The sequence below is a fragment of the Streptomyces sp. NPDC006174 genome (genome assembly GCF_040614075.1).
Classification (GTDB): domain Bacteria; phylum Actinomycetota; class Actinomycetes; order Streptomycetales; family Streptomycetaceae; genus Streptomyces.
This window is the reverse complement of sequence record NZ_JBEXTJ010000003.1, coordinates 421,352-439,698: the sequence shown is the minus strand read 5'-3', so window position 1 is coordinate 439,698 and position 18,347 is coordinate 421,352. Positions and strand designations below refer to the sequence as shown.

The following is an 18,347-nucleotide window of genomic DNA, read 5'->3' as shown; positions in this document are numbered from 1 at the left end:
CGCGGTACGGGCGGGGACGAAGGACCGGGTATTCGCGCTTCGCGTCCGCACACCAGCACCGCGAACGAACCCCACCCAAGGAGACCTGCATGCGCCTGCGCGCCCGATGGGCCCCGGCAGCCCTGCTGCTGATCGCGCCGCTGATCGGCACCACCACCCCGGCCGCCGCCGACACCGGACCGGAAGGGGTCCCGGTGGAGCGCTCCGCCCGGGCCGTCCCCGGGCAGTACATCGTCACCCTGGAGCCCGGACTCTCTTCGGACGCCGTCCTGAAGGAGTTCGGGCTCCGCCCGTTGTTCACGTACGGGAACGTCCTGCACGGGTTCGCCGTCACGCTGACCGCCACCGAACTGGAGGCCGTGCGGGCCGTCCCCGGCGTGCTCGCCGTCGAGGAGAACGCCGAAGTGGCCGTGGAGGCGCCGAGGACGGGCGGCCTCTTCCGGGCCCCGGCCGCCACCTGGGGCACCGACCGGATCGACCAGCGCGCGCTGCCGCTGGACGACACGTTCACCACCACCGCCACGGGTGACGGCGTGAAGGTGTACGTCGTCGACACCGGGATCGAGGCCGGTCACGCGGAATTCGGCAGCCGGGTCGTGAGCGGCTACGACGCGGTCGGCGACGGCCGTGACGGACAGGACTGCAACGGCCACGGCACCCATGTCGCCGGCACGGTCGGAGGCGCGACCTCCGGCGTGGCGAAGGACGCGTCGCTGGTCAGCGTGCGAGTCCTGAACTGCCAGGGCCGGGGCACCTGGGCCGGCATCATCGCCGGGTTCGACTGGGTGGCCAAGGACGCGGCGGCCGGCTCCACCCCGGCCGTCCTGAACGCCTCGCTCGGCGGGGCCCGTTCCCGTGCCGTCGACGCGGCGGTCGAAGCCGTCGCGGACGCGGGCGTCGTGCCGGTGGTGGCGGCGGGCAACGAGGACCAGGACGCCTGTGACGTCTCGCCGGCCGCGGCCGACGGTGTGGTCACGGTGGGCGCGAGCGACCGGCAGGACCGGGAGACCGCGTTCAGCAACTGGGGCTCGTGCGTGACGCTCTACGCTCCCGGCGCCGACATCGTCTCCGCGAAGCTCGGCGGAGGCACCGTCTCCCTGAACGGCACCTCCATGGCCAGCCCGCACGTCGCGGGCGTCGCCGCTCTCCACAAGGAGGAGAACCCCTCGGCCACGCCCGCCGCCGTGACGCGCTGGCTGACCGACACCGCCACCCCGGACGTGCTCTCCGGCCTCGGCCAGGGCTCACCGGATCTGCTGCTCTACACCGGCGGCCTCTGACACACCGCCGGCCGGGGGCCGGTGAGCGATGGCCGACGCGCCGTCCGCTCACCGGCCCCTTCTGCGTCCGGCTGTTGTCGGAACAGTGGACGGTCTCTCATTTCTCTGCAACTCTCTGACCGCACAACGCAAAACCAAGCCGTAGTGCGTGCAGAATCGCGTGTTTCCTGACTACGGATCCAGAGCCGCGCCCTCGTCGCGCCGTGCGCCGAGGCCGAAGATCGGGGAGCTATGAGAGCCCAACGCTGGAGATGGCGGGCGATATCCGCTGTGGTCACGACCAGTCTTCTGATGATCGGCTGGCCGTCGCTCACCGCCTCGGCGGCCGACGGCCCCAACCTCGCCGCGGGCCGGGCCGCGGCCGCCGGCAGCGCCCATGCCGAGTACCCGGCCCCGAACATCACCGACGGCAACGCGTCGACGTACTGGGAGAGCGCGGGCGGCAACCTGCCCCAGTGGGTGCAGACCGACCTCGGCACATCGGCGCGGGTCGACGAGGTGACCCTGAAGCTCCCGCCGTCCTGGGAGAGCCGCTCGCAGACCCTGTCGCTCCAGGGCAGCGCGGACGGCACCAGCTTCGCCACGCTGAAGAGCTCGGCCGCCTACTCCTTCACCCCGGGCTCCGCCAACACGGTGAAGGTCTCCTTCCCGGCCACGCTGACCCGCTTCGTCCGGGTGCACATCACCGCCAACACCGGCTGGCAGGCCGCGCAGCTCTCGGAGCTGGAGGTGCGGGCGGCCGCCGCCTCCTCCGCAAACCTCGCCGCCGGGAAGACCCTCAAGGCGAGCAGCAGCAACGGAAGTCACGTCGCCGTCAACGCCAGCGACGGCAACCGGACCAGCTACTGGGCGAGCCGGGAGAACGCCTTCCCGCAGTGGATCGAGGCCGACCTCGGAGCCTCGGTCCGCGTGGACCGCGTCGTCCTGCGGCTGCCCGACGGCTGGGCCGCGCGCAGCCAGACGCTGAAGCTCCAAGCCTCCGCCAACGGCACGGAGTTCACCGACCTCACCGCCGCCAAGGACTACCGCTTCGACGCGGCGGGCGGGCAGTCGGCGACGATCTCCTTCGATCCCACGACCACCCGGTACGTCCGCGTCCTGGTCACCGCCAACACCGGCAGCCCGTCAGCCCAGTTGGCCGAGCTGGAGGTCTACGGGCCCGCCACCGGCGACACCCAGGCCCCGACCGCACCGGCCGACCTGGCGTTCACCGAGCCCGCCACCGGCCAGATCCGGCTGACCTGGAAGGCGTCCACGGACAACACCGGCGTCACCGGCTACGACGTCTACGCCGACAACACGCTGCTGGCCTCCGTCGCGGGCAACGCCACCACGTACACCGACACCCGCCCGGCCGGACAGACCGTCTCGTACCATGTGCGCGCCAAGGACGCGGCCGGGAACGTCTCGGCCAACAGCAACACCGTGACCCGCACCGGCGACACCGGCGACACCCAGGCACCCACCGCACCGACCGCGCTCGCGCTCACCGAGCCGGCTGCCGGGCAGATCCGGCTCACCTGGCAGGCCTCCACCGACAACAGGGGCGTCACGGGCTACGACGTCTACGCCAACAACGTGCTGCGCGGCTCGGTCGCGGGCAACGTCCTGACGTACACCGACACCCAGCCGGCCACCACCACCGTCAGCTACTTCGTCCGGGCGAAGGACGCGGCGGGCAACGTCTCCACCAGCAGCAACACCGTGACCCGCAACGGCTCCACCGGCGCCGCCTCCAACCTCGCGGTCAACAAGCCGATCACGGCCTCCTCGGTGGTGCACACCTTCGTCGCCGCCAACGCCAACGACAACAACACCGCCACCTACTGGGAAGGCGCGGGCGGCAGTTACCCGAACACGCTCACCGTCCAGCTCGGCTCCAACGCCGACACGCAGAACGTCGTCGTCAAGCTCAACCCGGACAGCAGCTGGGGACCGCGCACCCAGCGCATCGAGGTCCTGGGCCGCGAGCAGAGCGCCTCGTCCTTCAACTCCCTTGTCGCAGCGAAGGATTACGCCTTGAGCCCGGCGAGCGGCAACACGGTGACCATCCCGGTGACCGCCCGCGTCGCCGACGTCCAGCTGAAGTTCACCGCCAACAGCGGCTCCGGCGCCGGCCAGGTCGCGGAGTTCCAGGTGCTGGGCACTTCGGCGGCCAACCCCGACCTCCAGGTCACCGGCATCACCGCGTCGCCCGCCTCCCCGGTGGAGTCCGACGCCATCACGCTGACCGCCACCGTCCGCAACGCGGGCGCGATCGCCGCACCGGCGAGCAAGATCGACTTCCGGCTCGGCGGCTCCAAGGTCGCCACCGGCAACGTCGGCGCTCTGGCCGCCGGTGCCTCCACCCAGGTCAGCGCCGCCATCGGCGCCCGAGGCGCGGGCAGTTACGTCCTGAGCGCGGTCGCCGACCCTACGAGCGAGGTCATCGAGCAGAACGAGACCAACAACACCTACACGGCCGCCTCTCCACTGGTCGTGCAGCCGGTCTCCAGCTCCGACCTGGTCACCGCGTCCGTCACCACCTCGCCCTCAGCCCCGGCCGCAGGCGACACGGTCACCTTCTCCGTCGCCATCAAGAACCAGGGCACCATCGCCTCCGCGAGCGGCAGCCACGGCATCACGCTGACGCTGCTCAACTCCCAGGGCGCCACGGTGAAGACCTTCACCGGCGCGCACACCGGCGTCATCGCGGCCGGCGCCACCACCGCACCGGTCCCGCTCGGCACCTGGGCCGCCGCCAACGGCTCGTACACCCTGCGCACGGTCCTGGCGGCCGACGCCAACGAACTCCCGGTCAAGCGCGAGAACAACACCTCCACCGAGTCCCTCTTCGTCGGACGCGGCGCCAACATGCCGTACGACATGTACGAGGCGGAGGACGGCACCACCGGCGGCGGCGCCCAGGTCGTCGGCCCGAACCGGACCGTCGGCGACATCGCGGGCGAGGCGTCCGGACGCAAGGCCGTCACGCTCAACAACACCGGCAACTATGTGGAGTTCACCACCAGGAAGTCCACCAACACGCTGGTCACCCGGTTCTCCATCCCGGACTCCGCGAGCGGCGGCGGGATCAACTCGACGCTCAACGTCTACGTCGACGGCACCTTCCTCAAGGCCGTCGACCTCACCTCCAAGTACGCCTGGCTGTACGGCAACGAGGCCGCACCCGGCAACTCCCCGAGCGCCGGAGCGCCCCGCCACATCTACGACGAGGCCAATGTCATGCTGGGCCGGACGGTCCCGGCCGGCGCCAAGATCCGGCTCCAGAAGGACGCCGCCAACTCCTCCGCGTACGCGATCGACTTCGTCAGCCTGGAGCAGGTCGCACCGGTCGCCAACCCGAACCCCGCCACGTACACCGTGCCGACCGGGTTTACGCACCAGGACGTCCAGAACGCCTTGGACCGGGTCCGCATGGACACCACCGGAAACCTGGTCGGCGTCTACCTGCCGGCGGGCGAGTACAGCACGGCGAGCAAGTTCCAGGTGTACGGCAAGGCGGTCAAGGTGGTCGGCGCCGGGCCCTGGTACACCCGGTTCAACGCTCCGACCACGCAGGACAACACCGACATCGGCTTCCGGGCCGAGGCCAGTGCCAAGGGATCGTCGTTCGCCAACTTCGCCTACTTCGGCAACTACACCTCCCGCATCGACGGTCCGGGCAAGGTGTTCGACTTCTCCAACGTGTCGGACATCGTCATCGACAACATCTGGAACGAGCACATGGTGTGCCTCTACTGGGGCGCCAACACCGACAACATCACCATCAAGAACTCCCGGATCCGCAACATGTTCGCCGACGGCATCAACATGACCAACGGGTCCACCGACAACCTCGTCACCAACAACGAGGCCCGCGCCACCGGTGACGACAGCTTCGCGCTCTTCTCGGCGATCGACGCCGGAGGAGCCGACATGAAGAACAACGTCTACGAGAACCTGACCTCGATCCTCACCTGGCGCGCGGCGGGCGTGGCCGTCTACGGCGGCTACGACAACACCTTCCGCAACATCCACATCGCCGACACCCTGGTGTACTCCGGGATCACGGTCAGCTCGCTGGACTTCGGCTACCCGATGAACGGCTTCGGGACGCAGCCGACGAAGATCGAGAACGTCTCGATCGTCCGGTCCGGCGGCCACTTCTGGGGTTCGCAGACCTTCCCCGGAATCTGGCTCTTCTCGGCCTCCAAGGTGTTCCAGGGCATCCGGATCTCCAACGTGGACATCGTCGATCCGACGTACAGCGGCATCATGTTCCAGACGAACTACGTCGGCGGACAGCCGCAGTTCCCGATCAAGGACACCGTGCTCACCGACATCTCCATCTCCGGCGCGCGCAAGAGCGGTGACGCCTTCGACGCCAAGTCCGGCTTCGGGCTCTGGGCCAACGAGATGCCGGAGTCGGGACAGGGTCCGGCGGTCGGTGAGGTCACCTTCAACGGTCTGAGGCTCAGCAACAACGCCCAGGACATCCGGAACACCACCTCCACCTTCAAGATCAACATCAATCCGTAGCGAGGAGCCGGAACATCGCAGGGAGAGGGCGCTTCCCGTCGGCCGGGAGGCGCCCCTTCCGCGTACATTCCTTGCATCGAGAAGTCGGAGACTTGCAGTGCTTACGTTAGCCTTGCGGCCATGACGCGACGACTTGCTCAGGTAGCCAAGAAGGTTGGGGTCAGCGAGGCCACGGTGAGCCGGGTGCTCAACGGCAAGCCCGGGGTCTCCCGCGCCACCCGGCAGTCCGTGCTCACGGCGCTGGACGTCCTCGGCTACGAGCGGCCCACCCAGCTGCGCGGCGAGCGGGCCCGGCTGGTCGGCCTCGTCCTGCCGGAGCTGCAGAACCCGATCTTCCCGGCCTTCGCCGAGGTGATCGGCGGAGCCCTCGCGCAGCAAGGGCTCACGCCGGTCCTGTGCACGCAGACCAAGGGCGGTGTCTCGGAGGCGGATTACGTGGATCTCCTGCTCCAGCAGCAGGTCTCCGGCGTGGTCTTCGCCGGCGGGCTCTTCGCGCAGGCCGACGAGGCGCACGAGCACTACCACCGGCTCGCCGAGCGAAGAATCCCTGTCGTGCTGATCAACGCCCCTATAGAAGGCCTCGACTTCCCGTGTGTCTCCTGTGACGACGCGGTCGCCATCGAGCGCGCCTGGCGCCACCTGGCCTCTCTCGGCCACGAGCGCATCGGCGTGGTGATCGGCCCATCCGACCATGTGCCGTCCCGCCGCAAGCTGGCGGCGGCGCGCTCGGTCGCCGAGGCCACCGGCGGCCGGCTCGCCGAGGAGGACGTCGAGCGCTCGATGTTCTCGCTGGAAGGCGGCCAGGCGGCCGCCTCCCGGCTGCTGGAGCGTGGTGTCACCGGCATCATCTGTGCCAGCGACCCGCTGGCACTCGGCGCGGTCCGGGCGGCCCGCAGGCGCGGCCTCGGAGTGCCGTCGGACGTCTCGGTCGTGGGTTTCGACGACTCGGCCTTCATGAGCTGCACCGAACCGCCGCTCACCACCATCCGCCAGCCCATCGAGGCCATGGGCCGAGCGGCCGTGGAGCTGCTCTGCGCGGGCATCCAGGGCGGCGCGGTACCGCCCGGTGAGCTGCTGTTCGAGCCGGAGCTGGTGGTACGCGGCTCGACGGCGAAGGCGCCACGCTGAGGCGTGGCCGAAGGGGATCGTCGGCTTATGCGTACGGCTGTCTGACAATTGCGAAACATGAGGTCAATCCTGCGGATGTTCTGCGGGTGCCTTCCATATCCGCTATCCGCCCGGCCGCTCGGTGCCCGGCCTCCGGTCTCCTGTCTCCCGTCTCCGTTCTCCGGCAGGATCGCGGGGCGGCAGACGCTGCGGCAGAGTGGGCACCATGGACGACCTCAACGCACTCGCCGATGAGCACCTGACCGCCGCGCGTGCCTCCGCGCACGGCCGCAGCGCGCACCTCCTGATCCAGGAACCGCCTTTGCGCCAGACGGTGATCGCCCTTACCTCCGGCTCGGCGCTCGACGAGCACAACGCGCCGCCCGCCGCCTCCCTCCTGGTGCTGCGCGGCACGGTCCGCCTCACCGCCGACTCCGGTGACGCCGAGCTCCCGGCCGGCACGCTCCACGCGATCCCGCAGGAGCGCCACGGGCTGCTGGCCCTCGACGACGCGGTGGTGCTGCTCACGGCCGTCAACGACTGACCTCCGCCGACCGCTCACGGAGCAGCCGGAAGCCGCACGGCCGGGCAGGTGTGTCCGGGCCGGGACGTGGCAGGAGAGGATCGAGGGAAGCCGGGACGTCCGACGGACGAGCACCCCGCCCCGCCGCGTCCGACCACGTCCCCGGAGAACCAGCTTGACCACCCAGACCGCCGCAGCCGCGGAACCCGCCGCGCCCGCCGCCGGACGCTCCCGCACGCCGCGCAGCTGGCTCGCCGCCCTGCGCCGCACGCCCCTCTCGCTGTGGAACGACGACATCACCGACTGGGCCGCCGCCCTGACGTACTACGCCATCCTCGCGCTGCTCCCGGCCCTCCTCGTCACCGTCTCCATGATCGGCCTCGCCAACCCCGACGCGACCACCGCCCTCATCGCCGACATCACCGCCTTCGCCCCGGCCGAGTCCGGAGAGGCGCTGCGCCGCCCGCTGGAGGCGGCCACCGAGCAGCGCTCCGCCGTCTGGCTGCTGGTCGGGACCGGTTCCGTGAGCGCCGTCTGGTCCGCGTGCAGCTACCTCGCGGTCTTCCGCCGCGCGATGCACGCCATGCACGGCGTGAGCGACCACCGCCCGCCGCTGCGGCAGGCGCACATCATCGTCGTCTCCGCGATCGGCCTGCTCGTCCTCCTGATGACCAGCGCCTTCGCTCTCGTCCTGACCGGGCCCCTGGCCCGCTGGCTCGGCCGCCGCGTGGGCCTGCCGCACGAGGGCGAGACGTTGTGGGCGGCGCTGAAGTGGCCGCTGCTGGTCTGCCTCGTCGCCTGCCTGATCATGGTCCTCTTCAGCACCGGCCCCCGCTCGGCGCGCGGCATCCGCCGAGGCCTGCCGGGCGGGGTCCTGGCCGCGTTCCTCTGGCTCACCGCGTCGGCCCTCTTCGCTCTGTACGCGACCCAGGTCGGCAGCTACAGCAGGCTCTACGGCTCTCTCGCCGGACTCGTCGTCTTCCTGATCTGGGTCTGGTTCGCCAACCTCTCGCTGCTCGCCGGCGCCCAGTTCAACGTGGAGCTGGCCCGCCCGGAGCCGGAGAAGAAGCCGGAGAAGGCGTCGAAGGAGAAGCCCGGTGAGGCGCCTCGTAAGGAGCCCGAGGAGGGTCCGACGGACGAGCCGGAGAAGAAGCCTCGCGAGGGGCCCGCTACGGCCGCAGGATGAGGCGCACCGGATCGCCTTCCTTGGTCTCCATCCGCCGCACCGCCACCGCCGCCTGGTCCAGCGGCAGTACGCCGGTGACCGACCGGGAGAAGTCCAGCCGCCCGCCCTCGGCGAGCCGGACGAGCTGCGCCACATGGTGCTCCTCGGAGCCGTAGTGCCCGAGGATCCGGTGCTGGAGGTAGCTGAACCGGGTGGAGCGGTCGACCGTCAGCGGCTGGTCGCTCAGCCCCACCAGCACCAGGCGCCCCTTCGGCGCCAGCACGCTCAACGCCTGCTCCCGGACATCCGGTACGCCCGCGAAGTCGAAGGCCGCCTCCAGGCCCGCGCCGCCCGTCGCGCCGAGCACCTGCTCACGCAGGCGCGGATCGCCGGAGTCCAGCGCCAGGTCGGCTCCGAAGTGCAGGGCCCGGTCGCGGGCGGCAGGGACCGGATCCACCGCGATCACCGGGTACGCGCCCACGGCTCGCAGCAGCTGGACGGCGTGCGCCCCGAGACCGCCCGCGCCCCAGACCCCGACGGCCTGCGCCGGGCGTACGTCACCGGTGACGGTCACCGCCGCCCACGGGGTCGAGACCGCGTCCGGGATGATCGCCGCCTGGTCGAGCGGGAGCGTGAGGGGCAGGGCGACGAGGGTGGTGGCGGAGGCCACGGCGTACTCGGCCCAGCCACCGTCGTAATCGACACCTCGCGTGTGCGTCCGGCCGTCGCGCCGCTCACCGGCCTGGAGGACCACCCGCTGTCCGGCCGTCCAGCCGTCGACCTCCGGTCCCAGCGTCTCGACCGTCCCGGCCACCTCATGGCCCAGAGTGACCGATTCTTCCTGCAGATACAGCGGCGTGAGTGTGCCGTCGACAAGATGCACATCGGAGAGACAGACTCCGGCCGCCGCCACCTTCACCAGCACCTCGCCAGGCCCCGGCACCGGCTTCGCCACCTCCTCGACGGAGAGCGTGCGGGTGGGCAGGTGCAGGCGCACGGCGCGCATGCGGTCCATGGCAGGGTCCTTGTCGTGGCGGCATGACAGTACGGCCCGGTCGCGGGCCACGGGACCCGGCCGGTCAGGCCTTCGAACGGTATCCGGCCACGATCGGCATCGTCTCGCGCAGCACCCGCACACTGTCGTTCGACGCGTCGCCGAGCCGGTGGCCCTTCCAGAGCCCCTCGGCGCTGGAGAACCGGCTGATCCGCTTGCAGTGGGTGCCGCACGCGGCGCGGTACGCCATGAGGGTGTAGTGGCGGCCGTCCTCGGTGATCCAGCCGGTGTTGTACGGGCGGGTGCGGCTCACGTTCATCGACCCGCCGGTGTCCGACGCCAGCGTCGTACGGTCGTGTGCCAGGCCCAGGTTGTGCCCGATCTCGTGGCTCGCCGTGTCCAGCTCGATGCCGTCGACCTCGACGACCGCGTACGCGTACTCGTGAGTGGAGCTGTCGAGAGCGGGCGTGTAGTCCGCCGTGCCGCCGCCGCGCTCGGCCCGCTCCACGACGAGCGTCACCAGATCGGCGCCGTACCGCTCGCGCTGCTCGTGCACCTGGCGCCCGAGCCCCGAGGTGTGGTCCTTCAGCACGGCGTACGCGGCGCGGAACTCCTCCGAGCCGTCGTACCCCTTCGCCGTGTACGGGCGGACGACCCGGATGATCCCGCAGAGCCCGTCCGCCGCCAGTGAGCGGTTCATCCGGGTCGCGATCCGCTGGGCCGAGGCCGGGACCCGGTGTTCGCCGCCGACCCGCTTTGCTGCCTTGGGCGTGTGGACCACCAGCACATCGACGACGGGGCAGCGCAACACCCCCGAAGCGGCCGCCGGAGTGACCGGGGCGCTCGCCGAGGGCTCGGCGAGGAACGGGGTAACGCAGAGGGAGACGGCGAGGCCGGTGGCCAGTGTCGCTTTCAAGAAGATTGCGTGCATGGGGAGTTGACTCCATCCGGAGAGGGCGGGCGGAGGGGGCTGCTCGGAATGACCAAGCGTCTCTTCTTTCTAACACTCGGTGAACTTTGCCGCCCGTCGCGCTGGATACCGGGCGGTACGAAGGTCGAGGCCGGGTGGAGGGATGTGGCGGTGGGCAGGTGGGCAGGTACACGTGTACGAACTCGCACAAGCGGTACGGCAGTCGGTGGCAGAGGGGCGTGTGTGACATGACGGAACAGTGCGAATGGCGGTTCTCCGACGACCGGGGTCAGCTGTCGACGGCGGTCCGGCGGCCCGAGCGGGTGCTCGCCTATGTCCAGGCCGGGGCGACGCTGTGGGGCCTCGGCATCCGGCCGCAGGGGATCTTCGGCTCCGACCATGACGGCCCCGACCCCGACCGCGCCAAGACCGGGACGCTCCCGCTGGACGAGGTGGCGTACGTCGGCGCCGGCAGCGCGCTGGACGTGGAGCGCCTGCTGAGCGGCCGGCCCGATCTGGTGGTCGCGGTGAGCTACGGCAACGGCCATGTGTACGGGCTGGCGCCGGAGACCGCCAAGCCGCTGGAGGAGCGGGTCCCCGTCGTCGTCATCGATGTGAGCCAGGCCCGTACGTTCGCGGAGATCGGCGACCGGTTCGCCGAGCTGGCCCGCTCACTCGGCGCCGAGCACCGAGCGGAGGCGGACGCCGATCTCGACGCCGCACGGGAGCGGCTGCGGAGGATCGCCGCCGCAGGCGGGACCGACGGGCCCCGCGTGGTGGCCCTCTCTCCGGCCGGACACGACCAGGCCCATGTCGCACGCCCCAAGATGTGGCCCGAACTGCGTGTCCTCACCGACCTCGGCGTCCGCCTGGTGGAGCCGGCCCCGGGCCCTGGCGCCAACTGGTCCACGCTCGGCCGGGCGGACGCCTTCGCGCTCCAACCGGACGTCATCCTCACCGACATCCGCGCCCACGCCGCCCCGCTCGACGAGCTGGGCCGGGACGGCGGGGAGCCGGTCGTGCCGTGGAACCCGGAGCCCCTGTACGGCCCTCGCGACCACGCCCGCTTCCTCGGTCTGGTCGCGGACGCGCTGGAGGGGTAAGGCGCCTCAGGGGCGCCATCTACTCCGTCGGGACCAGCCCGTCGGCCACGAGCCCGGCGAGGACCGCCTCGCTGAGCGCGTGGACGGCGGACTGGGGCCGCACCATCACCGTGAACTCCTTGATCCGGCCGTCCTCGGCGAGGTGGACCAGGTCGATGCCGTGGATCTCCTTGCCGTTCATGGTGGCCCGGAAGAGCAGGACCGCTGCCGGAGCCTCGGCCCCGTCCACGCCGGTCTCCGCCGTGCCGGCGAACTCTCCGACGTACCGGAAGTCCTCGAAGGTGCGCAGCAGCACTCCGAAAAGGCCCAGCACCATCGGCCGGCCCTCGAACGGCGTGAACTTCACCGGGCTGTAGAACCGGATGTCCTCGGTGAACAGGTCGTCCAGAGCGCCGAGGTCGCGGGTGTTGACGGCGGTGCGGAAGCGGTCCACTGCGGTGGTCATGGCGTCTCCTCGAAGGATGGCTTTGAAGAAAGTGACTACTCATAAATATGACTAGTCACTTTCTTGACTATCATGGGTCGCGTGCTCCTGGACAGGGGTGCGGGGGAGTGAGTGGGGAGAGGGAGGCGGCCCGATGGCTCTGCGTCATGCCGTACTGGCGGCGCTGCTCGATGAGGAGCTGAGCGGATACCAGCTGGCCAAGGCGTTCGACATGGGCGTCGCGAACTTCTGGCACGCGCTGCCGCAGCAGCTGTACGCCGAGCTCGCCAAGCTGGAGAAGGAGGGCCTGGTCGCCGGGCGCGAGGTCGTGCAGGACGCCCGGCCCAACAAGCGCCTGTTCCGGGTCACCGACGACGGTCTCGCCGCGCTGGAGCGGTTCGCGTCGGTCGCCGCCAAGCCGTCGTTCATCCGGGACGACCTGCTGGTCAAGGTCCAGGCGGCGGACCATCTCGACGCCGCCGAGCTGATCGCGCGGCTCACCGAGCGGGCGGAGTTCGCCGAGGCCAGGGCCGCGCAGTTCGAGGCGCTGCTGACGGGGATGCGCGGCAAGCGGCCGGAGGAGGAGTTCCTGCGGTACGGGGAGCGGATCGGGCCCTATCTGACGTGTCGGCGCGGGCTCGCCTTCGAACGCGCCAACCGGGACTGGTGCCGTGAGGTCATCGACGTCCTGCGGTCGCGGTCCGCCGCCTGAACGGAGCCGCCGCAACTCTCCAAAAAATATTCTGCAAAAATACTTTGGGAAAGTTGGTCGTCCGTCCTACGCTGCTGCCATGGACAGCGAACCCACCCGCCGCGTACTCGATCCCGACCGCGATGGAGCCGCGCTCAAGGCCCTCACCCATCCGCTGCGGATCGAGCTGCTCGGCCTGCTGCGACAGCACGGGCCGGCCACCGCCAGCGAGCTGGCCGCGCGGACGGGCGATTCGTCGGCCTCCACCAGCTACCACCTGCGGGTGCTCGCCAAGTACGCGTTCGTCGCCGAGGCCGACCACCGCGACAGCCGCGAGCGCCGCTGGAAGTCCGTGCACACGCTCACCTCGTGGAGCAACGAGGCCATGCACCGCGCTCCCGGCGGCCGGGCCGCGCTCGGCGCGCTCCGCCGCCGCCAGCTCGAACACCTGGAGCGCTCGCTGGCCCTCCACGAGGCCGACCTGGAGAGCGGCCGGCTGGACGCCGCCTGGCAGGAGCCGTCGGGGCTGAGCGACAGCCTGCTCCGGCTGACCCCGGAGTCGCTGGCCGAGCTGTGGGAGGCGCTCGCGGCGAAGATCACCGAACTGGCCGCCCGCGACGAGGCCGACCCCCGGGCCGAGCAGGTCGTGGTGTTCACGGCGGGACTGCCGCTGGCACCGGAGCCCGTCCCCGACGTGGCGGAGAACGCCTCGTGAGCGGTAGAGCGGAGACGCCGGCCCCCGGCGACGGCGGGCCGATACCGTCCCCGCCCACGCTCGTCCGTCACGGCCTCGACCCGCTGACCGCGCGCCGCCGGTTCGCCACGGTCTCGTTCCTCTTCTGGCTCCCCATCGGCATGTCCATCGCGACCGGAGTGCTCCTCTACACCGAGCGCGGCATGGGCCTCGCCGCCATCGCGGGTTTCTTCGCCGTGCACTCCCTCACCGCCGCCGCGATGGAGCTGCCCACCGGCGGGCTCTCCGACGTCATCGGCCGGCGCACCGTCCTGGCCACCGCCGGACTGCTCAACGCCACCGCCTTCACCCTCTTCGGCCTGGCCGCGACCGCCTGGGCCATCACGCTCGGCATGGTCCTGATGGGCTGCGCCCGCGCTCTGTCCAGCGGACCCGCCGAGGCCTGGTACGTCGACACCGTCCACGCCCACGCGGGCCCCGGCGCCGACATCCGTACGGGACTGGCGCGCGGCAGCTCCGCCATGTCGGCCGCCCTCGCGCTCGGCACCCTGCTCGGCGGCGGCCTGCCCTGGCTCCTCGGCCTCGGCCCCGGCGTGGGCGAGTGGTTGACGGACGCGACCGGCGGGCTCGTCATCCTGCTCTCCGTGCCCGCGCTCCTCGGCGCGCTCGTCGAGATCGTCTTCGTGCTGTACGTGGTGAGCGCCCTGCCCGAACCGCCCCGACCCCGTGCCACCCTGGCCGGAGTCGTCGGTGGTGTGCCCGCCGCCATCGGCGCCGGGCTCCGGCTCGGCGGCCAGGACACCGTGATCCGGCGCCTCCTGCTGACCGCGAGCACCACCGGGGCCGCGCTGGCGGCGGTCGAACTGCTCATCCCGCGCCGGGCCGCCGCCCTCATGGGGACGGCCGAGTCCGGTGCGCTGCTCTTCGCCCAGCTCGCCTGCGCCGGGTTCGTGTGCTCCGCCCTCGGCAGCCAACTCGGCCCGCTCGCGGCCCGGTTGACCGGCAGTAGCGGACGCGCGGTGCTGACGGGCCGCGGAGTGGTGGTGCTCGGGCTCACCTTGCTCGGCATCACCACCGGCTCGACGAGCACCCTCGCCACGACGGTCGCCGTCACCGGCTTCGGGCTCGTCTATCTGGGGCTCGGCGTCGCGGCGCCCAACGCCAACGACCTGCTGCACCGCCGGGTCGACGCCTCGGGCCGTGCCACCGCGCTCTCCGTCCAGTCGCTCGCCCTGCAACTGGTGGCCGCCGGTGCCGGGCTGGCCGTCGGGACCCTGCCGCTCGGCCCGCTGCCCTGGCTGCTGGCCGCCGTCGTCGTGCTGGCCGGAGCCATGCTCTGGGTACGCAGGACCGACGGGGATCCGCGGAAGCCGGCCGCTGCGCTGACCGTTCCGGCCGGATCGGCGTCCGAACGGTGACCGGCCGGTGCCCGATGCTCGCGGTGGCTTCCGTCCGCGGGGCCGGATCGGGCTGAATGGGTGTGGAGGACGCGGCACACCCATGTCACAGCAGCTGAGGAGATCCACCCCGATGCACGACCACACCGAACTGCTGGTCGTCGGCGAATGCGTCGCCGACATCGTCCGACAGCCGGACCAGGACGACCGGGTCCACCCCGGCGGCAGCCCCGCCAACGTCGCCTACGGCCTGGCCCGCCTCGGCCACCGCGCCACCCTTCTCACGCAGCTCGGCCCGGACCGACCGAACGGGCGGCTCATCTGGGACCACCTGGCCTCCGCCGGCGTCACCGTCCGCACCGACGGCTCCGCGACCGCCACCCCGTCGGCCGTCGTCACACTGGACGGCACCGGGCAGGCCTCGTACGCGTTCGACATCGCCTGGACTCTGGCTCCGGTCGCCGTGGAGCCCGCTCCTGGTCATGTGCACACCGGCTCGATCGGCGCGGTGGTGGAGCCGGGGTCGGCCACGGTGCTGGACATCGTGCAGGCCGCTCGCGCCACCGCGACCGTCAGCTACGACCCCAATGTGAGGCCCGCTCTCATGGGCGACCACGCGGCGGCCGTGGCCCGGGTCGAGGAGTGCGTCGCGCTGAGCGACCTGGTCAAGGCCAGTGACGAGGATCTGGAGTGGCTGTATCCGGGCGAGGAGCCGGAGAAGGTCGCGGCGCGCTGGCTGGAGCGCGGGCCCGCCGTCGTCCTCGTGACCCGGGGCGGTGACGGGGCCCTGGCCGTGCTGCCCGGCGGCCGGATCACGGTGGCGGCCGCGCCGGTCGACGTGGTGGACACCGTCGGCGCGGGCGACGCGTTCATGTCGGGCACACTCCACGCGCTGGCCGCGCACGGTCTCCTCGGCGCCGGTGCGCGGGAGCGGCTGCACGCCGTGGACCGGGACACCGTCACCGACGTACTGCGCCACGCCGTGGCCTCCGCCGCCGTCACCGTCTCCCGGGCCGGCGCCAATCCGCCCGACGCGGAGGAGCTCGGGGAGGCGCTCGTAAGCAACTGACAAACCGTCATGACCCGTTCGGCCCAGTCGAACGCACCCTCGCCAGGCGTTCCGCCGTTCGTCAACCGTTCGCAGTATGACAACGGGATCGGGGCAGCGGGTGGCGAGCAGACGGGCAGTGGACAGCGGGGCGGGCCGGCGGGAGCGCGCGTTAGCGCAAGGTGGCGCGCGCACGGCGGTGCTGGAGAGCGTGGCGGGCTGGGTGCCGGGCGAGCCGGTCTCCAACGACCAGCTTCCGGCCGGGTGGGGCGTCGACGACGCCTGGGTCCGCCGCCGTACGGGGATCGGCAGCCGGCACCGCGCCGGGCCAGGCATCGCCACCGGCGACCTCGCCTACGAGGCCGCCTCCCGGCTGCTCGCGAACTCGCCGGCGGCCGGATCCGTGGACGCGGTGGTCCTCGCCACCGCCACGCCAGACCACCTCTGTCCCGGCACCGCGCCCGCCCTCTCCTCCCGGCTCGGGCTCGGCACCGTACCGGCGCTGGACATCGCCGCCGTGTGCAGCGGCTTCGTCTACGGGCTCGCGCTCTGCCACGGCCTGGTCGCCTCCGGGCTGTACGCGCGCATCCTACTGGTCGGTGCCGACGTCTACTCGACCTGGCTCGACCCGGAGGACCGCTCGGCCGGAGTCGTCTTCGGCGACGGGGCGGGCGCGGCCCTGGTGGCGGCCGGGCGGACCGGTGACCCCGGTGAGCTGCTCGCCTTCGACCTGGGCAGCGACGGCACCGGCCACGACCTGATCACCGTTCCCGGCGGCGGTGCCCGGGCCCGCGCGGACGGGAAGCCGCCCGCGCTGTCGGACGCGTACTTCCGGATGCAGGGCCAGACCGTCTACCAGCACGCCGTCGAGCGGATGACCGGCTCCTGCCGGACGCTCCTGGAACGGGTGGGCTGGGAGCCGGCCGAGGTCGACCACTTCGTGCCGCACCAGGCCAACGCCCGTATCCTGCGCGCGGTCGCGGACCGGGTCGGCATCGGGCCGCAGCGCTGCGTCACCCATCTGGAGCGGGTCGGCAACACCGGCGCCGCCTCCATCCCCCTCGCCTTGGCCGACGCGGCGGGCCGAGGAGTGCTCCGGAGCGGGGACCGGGTGCTGCTCACCGCGTTCGGGGGCGGATTGACCTGGGGTTCGGCGGCACTTCGGTGGCCGGGGACCCCGCAGACCAACTCGACGATTTCTACGGAAGGAACACAGCATGTCGCAGTCCGCTGATCAGGGCACCGGAGCCGCCACCGGCACCGCGGTCGCGGTGACGGGGGTCGGCCTGGTGACACCCGCAGGGGCTGACGAGCACAGCTTCTGGGAGGGGCTGTGCTCCGGGCACTCCACCGCCCGGCACTGCGAGGAACTGGCCGGTCTCCCGGTCGACTTCGCCTGCCCGGTCGACGCCGTCGACCTGGACGAGGCGGTGGGTGGCCGCTCGGTGTGGCGGATGGCCCGGTTCGTGAAACTGGCCGTCGTCGCGGCCCGGCAGGCCGTCGCCGACGCCGGTCTCGACCCGGCGGTGTGGGACGGCGGACGCGTCGGCGTGGTGCTCGGCGTCGGCGTCGGCGGTGTCTCCGTCCTGGTGGACAACGCCGCCAAGCTGGCGGCCTCGGGGCCGGAGGCGGTCTCGCCGCTGCTCGTCCCGATGATGATCCCGAACGCGGCGGCCGGCGAGGTCGCCATCGCGCTGAAGGCGGGCGGTCCGAGCCTCGCGCCCGCCACCGCCTGCGCCTCCGGGGCCACCGCGATCGCCGTCGCCCGCGATCTGCTGCTCGGCGGAAGCTGTGACGTGGTGGTGGCCGGAGGTGCCGAGTCGGTGCTGACGCCGCTGGTGGTGACCGCGTTCGCGCGGATGGGCGCGCTCTCCACCCGTACCGGCGACCCGGCGGGTGCGTCGCGGCCGTTCGCCGCCGACCGGGACGGCTTCGTGATCGGCGAAGGCGCCGCCATGCTGGTGCTGGAGCGTGAGGAGGCGGCCCGCGCCCGGGGCGGCCGGGTCCGCGCGCTGCTCACCGGCGCCGGCTCCAGCACCGACGCCCACCACCCCACCGCTCCGGCCCCCGACGGACGCGGCGCCCAGCGCGCGGTCCAGGCGGCGCTCGACCAGGCGGGCTGGACGCCCGGCGAGGTCGACCACATCAACGCCCACGGCACCTCCACCCCGCTCAACGACGCCATGGAGACCACCCTCATCTCCCGGCTCTTCCCGCACCGTCCGCCGGTCACCGCACCCAAGGGCGTCATCGGCCACACCCTCGCGGCGGCGGGCGCGATCGAGGCGGTCGCCACCGTCCTGACGCTGGAACGTTCCCTCATCCCGCCGATCGCCAACCTGGACGCTCTCCCCGACGGCTTCCCGCTCGACTGCGTGGTGAAGGAGCCCCGCCACCAACAGGTCGAGCGCGCGGTGAGCCACTCCTTCGGCTTCGGCGGACACAACGTGGCGCTCGCCTTCCAACGCGCCTGACCCCGCAGGGCCGTTC

General features: G+C 71.9%; 15 protein-coding genes. 12 read left to right on the top strand and 3 right to left on the bottom strand.

Annotation, left to right across the window (positions count from 1 at the left end):
• Positions 1-89 precede the first annotated feature (89 nt).
• The 5 genes from ABZ267_RS09505 to ABZ267_RS09485 all read left to right on the top strand — a co-directional run bounded on the left by ABZ267_RS09505 (position 90) and on the right by ABZ267_RS09485 (position 8,617).
• Positions 90-1,280 (top strand): S8 family peptidase, encoded by a 1,191-nt coding sequence (locus tag ABZ267_RS09505; protein ID WP_356752037.1) that lies wholly within the window; start codon positions 90-92, stop codon positions 1,278-1,280.
• Positions 1,281-1,511: 231 nt separating this feature from the next.
• Positions 1,512-5,801, top strand: coding sequence for a discoidin domain-containing protein (locus ABZ267_RS09500; RefSeq protein ID WP_356752035.1), 4,290 nt, complete (start codon positions 1,512-1,514; stop codon positions 5,799-5,801).
• A gap of 120 nt (positions 5,802-5,921) precedes the next feature.
• Complete coding sequence (locus tag ABZ267_RS09495) at positions 5,922-6,929, top strand: LacI family DNA-binding transcriptional regulator (protein WP_356752033.1); 1,008 nt, start codon at positions 5,922-5,924, stop codon at positions 6,927-6,929.
• A 205-nt stretch (positions 6,930-7,134) separates the two neighbouring features.
• Positions 7,135-7,452, top strand: coding sequence for a cupin (locus tag ABZ267_RS09490; protein WP_356752031.1), 318 nt, complete (start codon positions 7,135-7,137; stop codon positions 7,450-7,452).
• A 154-nt stretch (positions 7,453-7,606) separates the two neighbouring features.
• Entirely contained in the window at positions 7,607-8,617 is a 1,011-nt protein-coding gene (locus ABZ267_RS09485; RefSeq protein WP_356752030.1) for a YhjD/YihY/BrkB family envelope integrity protein, read from the top strand.
• Here ABZ267_RS09485 and ABZ267_RS09480 read toward each other — a convergent pair.
• Together ABZ267_RS09480 and ABZ267_RS09475 are read right to left on the bottom strand one after the other, a co-directional pair.
• Entirely contained in the window at positions 8,601-9,611 is a 1,011-nt protein-coding gene (locus ABZ267_RS09480; RefSeq protein WP_356752028.1) for a zinc-binding dehydrogenase, read from the bottom strand. The genes ABZ267_RS09485 and ABZ267_RS09480 overlap by 17 nt on opposite strands.
• 64 nt (positions 9,612-9,675) lie before the next feature.
• On the bottom strand, positions 9,676-10,521 hold the full coding sequence (locus ABZ267_RS09475; RefSeq protein ID WP_356752026.1) for a M12 family metallo-peptidase: 846 nt from the start codon (positions 10,519-10,521) through the stop codon (positions 9,676-9,678).
• Between the two features lie 227 nt (positions 10,522-10,748).
• On the opposite strand from ABZ267_RS09475, the gene ABZ267_RS09470 reads away from it, so the two are divergent.
• The gene (locus tag ABZ267_RS09470; protein WP_356752025.1) at positions 10,749-11,603 is read left to right on the top strand and encodes an ABC transporter substrate-binding protein; all 855 of its coding nucleotides are present in this window, start codon (positions 10,749-10,751) and stop codon (positions 11,601-11,603) included.
• Between the two features lie 19 nt (positions 11,604-11,622).
• Here ABZ267_RS09470 and ABZ267_RS09465 read toward each other — a convergent pair whose 3' ends face one another.
• Positions 11,623-12,048, bottom strand: coding sequence for a nuclear transport factor 2 family protein (locus ABZ267_RS09465; RefSeq protein WP_356752023.1), 426 nt, complete (start codon positions 12,046-12,048; stop codon positions 11,623-11,625).
• A gap of 133 nt (positions 12,049-12,181) precedes the next feature.
• On the opposite strand from ABZ267_RS09465, the gene ABZ267_RS09460 reads away from it, so the two are divergent.
• The 6 genes from ABZ267_RS09460 to ABZ267_RS09435 all read left to right on the top strand — a co-directional run bounded on the left by ABZ267_RS09460 (position 12,182) and on the right by ABZ267_RS09435 (position 18,331).
• On the top strand, positions 12,182-12,739 hold the full coding sequence (locus tag ABZ267_RS09460; RefSeq protein WP_356752021.1) for a PadR family transcriptional regulator: 558 nt from the start codon (positions 12,182-12,184) through the stop codon (positions 12,737-12,739).
• Positions 12,740-12,818: 79 nt separating this feature from the next.
• Complete coding sequence (locus ABZ267_RS09455; protein ID WP_356752019.1) at positions 12,819-13,433, top strand: helix-turn-helix domain-containing protein; 615 nt, start codon at positions 12,819-12,821, stop codon at positions 13,431-13,433.
• Between the two features lie 41 nt (positions 13,434-13,474).
• On the top strand, positions 13,475-14,830 hold the full coding sequence (locus ABZ267_RS09450; RefSeq protein ID WP_356752102.1) for an MFS transporter: 1,356 nt from the start codon (positions 13,475-13,477) through the stop codon (positions 14,828-14,830).
• Between the two features lie 112 nt (positions 14,831-14,942).
• Positions 14,943-15,878: a carbohydrate kinase gene (locus ABZ267_RS09445; RefSeq protein WP_356752017.1), complete on the top strand. Its 936-nt coding sequence runs from the start codon at positions 14,943-14,945 to the stop codon at positions 15,876-15,878.
• Between the two features lie 178 nt (positions 15,879-16,056).
• Positions 16,057-17,091 (top strand): beta-ketoacyl-ACP synthase 3, encoded by a 1,035-nt coding sequence (locus ABZ267_RS09440; protein ID WP_356752100.1) that lies wholly within the window; start codon positions 16,057-16,059, stop codon positions 17,089-17,091.
• Positions 17,075-18,331, top strand: a complete 1,257-nt coding sequence (locus ABZ267_RS09435; RefSeq protein ID WP_356752015.1) for a beta-ketoacyl-[acyl-carrier-protein] synthase family protein — start codon at positions 17,075-17,077, stop codon at positions 18,329-18,331. The genes ABZ267_RS09440 and ABZ267_RS09435 overlap by 17 nt, the downstream gene beginning before the upstream one ends.
• Positions 18,332-18,347 lie beyond the last annotated feature (16 nt).

Bases quoted from the DNA above. Each gene is read 5' to 3' on its own strand.
- ABZ267_RS09460 (WP_356752021.1), top strand. From the start codon at position 12,182: ATGGCTCTGCGTCATGCCGTACTGGCGGCGCTGCTCGATGAGGAGCTG.
- ABZ267_RS09490 (WP_356752031.1), top strand. From the start codon at position 7,135: ATGGACGACCTCAACGCACTCGCCGATGAGCACCTGACCGCCGCGCGT.
- ABZ267_RS09470 (WP_356752025.1), top strand. From the start codon at position 10,749: ATGACGGAACAGTGCGAATGGCGGTTCTCCGACGACCGGGGTCAGCTG.
- ABZ267_RS09480 (WP_356752028.1), bottom strand. From the start codon at position 9,611: ATGGACCGCATGCGCGCCGTGCGCCTGCACCTGCCCACCCGCACGCTC.
- ABZ267_RS09455 (WP_356752019.1), top strand. From the start codon at position 12,819: ATGGACAGCGAACCCACCCGCCGCGTACTCGATCCCGACCGCGATGGA.
- ABZ267_RS09445 (WP_356752017.1), top strand. From the start codon at position 14,943: ATGCACGACCACACCGAACTGCTGGTCGTCGGCGAATGCGTCGCCGAC.
- ABZ267_RS09465 (WP_356752023.1), bottom strand. From the start codon at position 12,048: ATGACCACCGCAGTGGACCGCTTCCGCACCGCCGTCAACACCCGCGAC.
- ABZ267_RS09500 (WP_356752035.1), top strand. From the start codon at position 1,512: ATGAGAGCCCAACGCTGGAGATGGCGGGCGATATCCGCTGTGGTCACG.
- ABZ267_RS09435 (WP_356752015.1), top strand. From the start codon at position 17,075: ATGTCGCAGTCCGCTGATCAGGGCACCGGAGCCGCCACCGGCACCGCG.
- ABZ267_RS09505 (WP_356752037.1), top strand. From the start codon at position 90: ATGCGCCTGCGCGCCCGATGGGCCCCGGCAGCCCTGCTGCTGATCGCG.
- ABZ267_RS09495 (WP_356752033.1), top strand. From the start codon at position 5,922: ATGACGCGACGACTTGCTCAGGTAGCCAAGAAGGTTGGGGTCAGCGAG.
- ABZ267_RS09475 (WP_356752026.1), bottom strand. From the start codon at position 10,521: ATGCACGCAATCTTCTTGAAAGCGACACTGGCCACCGGCCTCGCCGTC.